General features: G+C 67.4%; 4 protein-coding genes and 1 pseudogene. All 5 read left to right on the top strand.

The features are described 5' to 3' along the window. Window positions 1-210 (top strand): annotated as a pseudogene (locus VF536_RS15420) (hypothetical protein); the annotation flags it as partial. A gap of 115 nt (window positions 211-325) precedes the next feature. Beyond that, on the top strand, window positions 326-1,999 hold the full coding sequence (locus VF536_RS15415) for a long-chain-fatty-acid--CoA ligase (protein ID WP_331615745.1): 1,674 nt from the start codon (window positions 326-328) through the stop codon (window positions 1,997-1,999). An 87-nt stretch (window positions 2,000-2,086) separates the two neighbouring features. Then, window positions 2,087-2,635: a hypothetical protein gene (locus tag VF536_RS15410; protein WP_331615744.1), complete on the top strand. Its 549-nt coding sequence runs from the start codon at window positions 2,087-2,089 to the stop codon at window positions 2,633-2,635. Between the two features lie 53 nt (window positions 2,636-2,688). Beyond that, on the top strand, window positions 2,689-3,246 hold the full coding sequence (locus VF536_RS15405; protein WP_331615743.1) for an NAD(P)H-dependent oxidoreductase: 558 nt from the start codon (window positions 2,689-2,691) through the stop codon (window positions 3,244-3,246). A gap of 3 nt (window positions 3,247-3,249) precedes the next feature. Beyond that, window positions 3,250-3,993 carry a 16S rRNA (uracil(1498)-N(3))-methyltransferase gene (locus VF536_RS15400; RefSeq protein WP_331615742.1) on the top strand — a complete coding sequence of 248 codons (744 nt, stop codon included), beginning with the start codon at window positions 3,250-3,252 and terminating at the stop codon, window positions 3,991-3,993. Window positions 3,994-4,164 lie beyond the last annotated feature (171 nt).

Below are 4,164 nucleotides of genomic sequence, written 5' to 3'. Positions count from 1 at the left end.
GTCGACGAGGCGCGGGGCCAGGTCTTGCTGTCCATCGTCGACAACGGCCGCGGCATGGCGGCCGACCTGCGCCAGGGCAACGGCCTGCGCGGCATGCGCCGTCGCGCCGAGCGGATCTCGGCCGAGATCGACTGGCGCCCGCCCGAGGAGGCTCCGATCGAAGGCGGCACCGAACTTCAGCTGCGGCTGCCGCTGCGCGTCGGCAATTGAGCGCCTCCCGGCGCGTTCTGGAGTCATCTCTCCACTTTGTGCGGTCTATCGAATCCCCTGATGGGGCGTCGATGGCGATCGGCGAGAATCCGCGCCGTACCTTGGAGACAGAACAATGGAGAAGAACTGGCTGAAGCACTATCCGGCGGGGGTGCCTGCCGAGATCGATGCGGACGTCTATCCCTCGCTCGTCGAGCTGATGGAAGCGGCGTTCAAGCAGTTCCCGGAGCGCCCCGCGTACAAGATGCTGGGCCGTTCGATCAGCTTCGCGCAGATCGACGAGGCCTCGCGCGCGCTGGCCGCGTACCTGCAGGGCCTGGGCCTGGAGAAGGGCGATCGCGTCGCGATCATGATGCCCAACATGCCGCAGTACCCGGTCGCCGTCGCGGCGGTGCTGCGCGCCGGCTTCGTCGTGGTCAACGTCAATCCGCTGTACACGCCGCGCGAGCTCGAGCATCAGCTCAAGGACGCCGGCGCGAAGGCGATCGTCATCGTCGAGAACTTCGCCGCCACGCTGCAGCAGGTGCTCGCGAACGTGCCGACCAAACACATCATCCTCGCCGCGATGGGCGACATGCTCGGCTTCGCCAAGGGCATGGTCGTCAACTACGTCGTGCGCAAGGTCAAGAAGCTGGTGCCGGCCTTCGAGCTGCCCTCGGCGGTGCGTTTCAACGACGCGGTCTCGAAGGGCCGAGGACAGACCTACAAGCGTCCGGCGGTCGGCCCCAACGACATCGCGGTGCTGCAGTACACGGGCGGCACGACGGGCGTCTCCAAGGGCGCCGTGCTGCTGCATCGCAACCTGGTGGCCAACACGCTGCAGTGCGAAGCCTGGTACCAGCCCGCGCTGAAGAAGAAACCCGCCGATGAACAGCTGATGAGCGTCTGCGCGCTGCCGCTGTATCACATCTTCGGTTTCACGACCAACCTGATGCTGTCGATGCGCGTCGGCGGCTGCAACGTGCTGATCCCCAATCCGCGCGACCTGCCGGCGGTGTTCAAGGAACTCAGCCACCACAAGATCCACAGCCTGCCCGCGGTCAACACACTCTTCATGGCGATGGCCAACCACCCGCAGTTCAACACGGTGGACTGGAGCGGGCTGGTGATCTCGGTCGGCGGCGGCATGGCCGTGCAGCAGGCGACGGCGCGGCTGTGGCTGGAGAAGACCGGCTGCCCGATCGTCGAAGGCTACGGACTGTCGGAGACCTCGCCGGTGGCATGCTGCAACCCGACGGACAGCACGGCCTACACCGGCTCGATCGGCCTGCCGCTGTCCGGCACCGAGGTGACGCTGCTCGACGACGACGGCAACGAGGTCGCGCCCGGCAACCCCGGCGAGATCGCGATCCGTGGCCCGCAGGTGATGGCGGGCTACTGGCAGCGGCCGGACGAGACCGCCAAGGTCATGACGTCCGACGGCTACTTCCGCACTGGCGACATCGGCACGGTGGACGAGCGCGGCTTCTTCCGCATCGTCGACCGCAAGAAGGACATGATCCTGGTGAGCGGCTTCAACGTCTATCCGAACGAGATCGAGGACGTGCTGACACAGATGCCGGGCGTGGCCGAATGCGCCGCGGTCGGCGTGCCCGACGAGAAGGCCGGCGAGGCGGTGAAGGTCGTGATCGTGCGCCGCAATCCGGCCCTGACCGAAGCCGACGTGAAGGCCTTCTGCGAAGCCAACCTGACCGGCTACAAGCGCCCGCGGATCATCGAGTTCCGGACCGAACTGCCAAAAACGCCGGTTGGCAAGGTGCTGCGTCGTGAATTGCGCGACAAGAAGTAGCAGTCGGTAGCAGTTTTAGGGATTGCACTTGGGCGAAAACCGCCCTTGACAACCTAAAGTTCGCCCTCCTGAGGAGGAGGTAAGGCCGTGCTCGAAGAACGCTACGAAAAGACAGAGGCCGGGAGGGCGGAGATCAAGGTGCGTACGCTGGTGCAAGCGCGCGTGGCCCGCAACCTGTTGCTGGTGATCGACGCCAGCAAGACTGGCGGCGACTGGGTGGGGGTGGTGCAAGGCGCCGCGCCGACCGATCTCGAACTGCTGGTGCAGCATCAACTCGTGAAGGTGACGGCCGGTGCGCCGTTGTCGCGGCCCATGGGCCCGGCGTCGATCGCGACCCCGATGGGATCGGGCGCGCCCTCGTCCCGCATGAGCGGCGCTTCGGCCTCGCGGCCCGCCCCGTCGCGGCTGGCGGGTGCGCCGACCTCGTCGCTGCCCTACCAGGAGCTGTATGCCGCGCTGAGCACCTTCGCCAAGCAGCAGGGGCTGCTGAAGGGCTACAAGATCGCGCTGGAGGTCGAGCAGTGCGCCGACATGACCCAGCTGACGACGCTGGCGCTGGACATCATCGACCGCGTGCGCGCGGCCAAGGGCGATGCCGCGGCGCATGAGCTGCGTGCGACACTGGGGTTCAATTGACCCGGACCGCCTGACTTCCTGGAGGCGGTCCTTCCATTGTTGGGAGCCCCTCCATGTCCACGTCCTACCGCGTCGCGGTGCTGGTCGGCAGCCTGCGCAAGGCGTCGTTCAACCGCAAGCTGGCCCTCGCGCTGGCCCACATCGCCCCTGCTGAACTGAAGCTCGAGATCGTCGAGATCGGCGCGCTGCCCTTCTACAACGAGGACGACGCGGCCGAGCCGCCGGCGGCCTGGGTGGAATTCCGCAACGCGGTGAAGTCCGCGGACGCGGTGCTGTTCGTGAGCCCTGAATACAACCGTTCGATCCCCGGTGCGCTCAAGAACGCGCTGGACGTGGGATCGCGGCCGTACGGGCAGAGCGCCTTCGACGGCAAGCCGGCGGCGGTGATCACGCTGTCGCCAGGCGCGCTGGGAGGCTTCGGCGCGAACCACCATCTGCGCCAGGTGTTGGCCTGCCTGAACACGCCACTGCTGCCGTCGCCGGAGGTCTACCTCGGCGGCGCGGCCGACATGTTCAAGGACGACGGCAGCTTCGCGAAGCCGGAGACGGAAGCCTTCCTGCGCAAGGTCCTCGCGACCTTCGCCGCCTGGGTGGGCAAGCACAAGGGGTGAACGTTGGCGGCGAGGTTGTTTGTCGAGCAGCCGCTGGGTGCGGTGGGGCTCGAAGCTGAACTGGCGCTGCCCTCCGGGGCGGCGCGCCATGTGCAGGTGCTGCGGCTGCAGCCGGGGGACGAGGTCACCTTGTTCGACGGCAGCGGGGACGAGTGGACCGCGGCGGTCACGGCGATGGGGCGCAGCGAGGTCCGCGTCGTGCTGAAGTCGCGTCAGGCGGTGGATCGCGAGCTCAAGCGCGCGGTGACGCTGGCCGTCGTGATGCCGGCCAACGACCGGATGGACGGCATCGTCGAGAAGGCCTGCGAGCTCGGCGCGGTGGCGATCCAGCCGCTGATGAGCGAGCGCTCCGTGCTGCGCCTCAGCGGCGACCGCGCGGACAAGAAGCGCGCGCACTGGCAAGGCGTCGCGATTGCGGCGGCCGAGCAGTGTGGACGCGCCAAGCCCTTGCAGGTCGCGCCGGTGAAGACGCTGGCGTCCTGGCTCGCCGAGCTTCCCGCCGATGCCGACGAGCAGCGCTGGCTGCTGAGTCCCGTCGCCGCGCAGCCTTTGTCGGCACTGACCTCTTCATCGACTGATGCGCAGCGCATCACTGTCCTCAGCGGCCCCGAAGGCGGCCTCAGCGAGACCGAAGAGCAGTCCGCACGCTCACGCGGGTTCAGCGCTGCGAAGCTCGGTCCCAGGATCCTGCGGGCCGACACTGCGCCGCTCGCCGTACTCGGCTGGCTGGCGCTCAGCGAAGCCTGAAGAAGGGCGACGCTCGATTCCGAGTTCCCTGTAGAGGCGCTCAAACGCCTCCTCCATGGGAATGTATTGGTCGCGCGGCGTTGCCAATCGGCGTTCGAGAAGGTCACAAAGCGCCGTTCGCTGCGCTTCGCCCCTGGCGCGTATCTCTTGTCGATTTGAGTGGGTCATAGA

The sequence above is a fragment of the Roseateles sp. genome (assembly GCF_036486225.1).
Classification (GTDB): Bacteria; Pseudomonadota; Gammaproteobacteria; order Burkholderiales; family Burkholderiaceae_C; genus Roseateles.
Note: the sequence above shows the minus strand (reverse complement) of the source record. Positions and strands in the feature narration are given on the sequence as shown.

What these genes read in the sequence shown, in the direction of transcription:
- VF536_RS15415 (WP_331615745.1), top strand. Translation starts at nt 326, where the DNA reads ATGGAGAAGAACTGGCTGAAGCACTATCCGGCGGGGGTGCCTGCCGAG.
- VF536_RS15405 (WP_331615743.1), top strand. Translation starts at nt 2,689, where the DNA reads ATGTCCACGTCCTACCGCGTCGCGGTGCTGGTCGGCAGCCTGCGCAAG.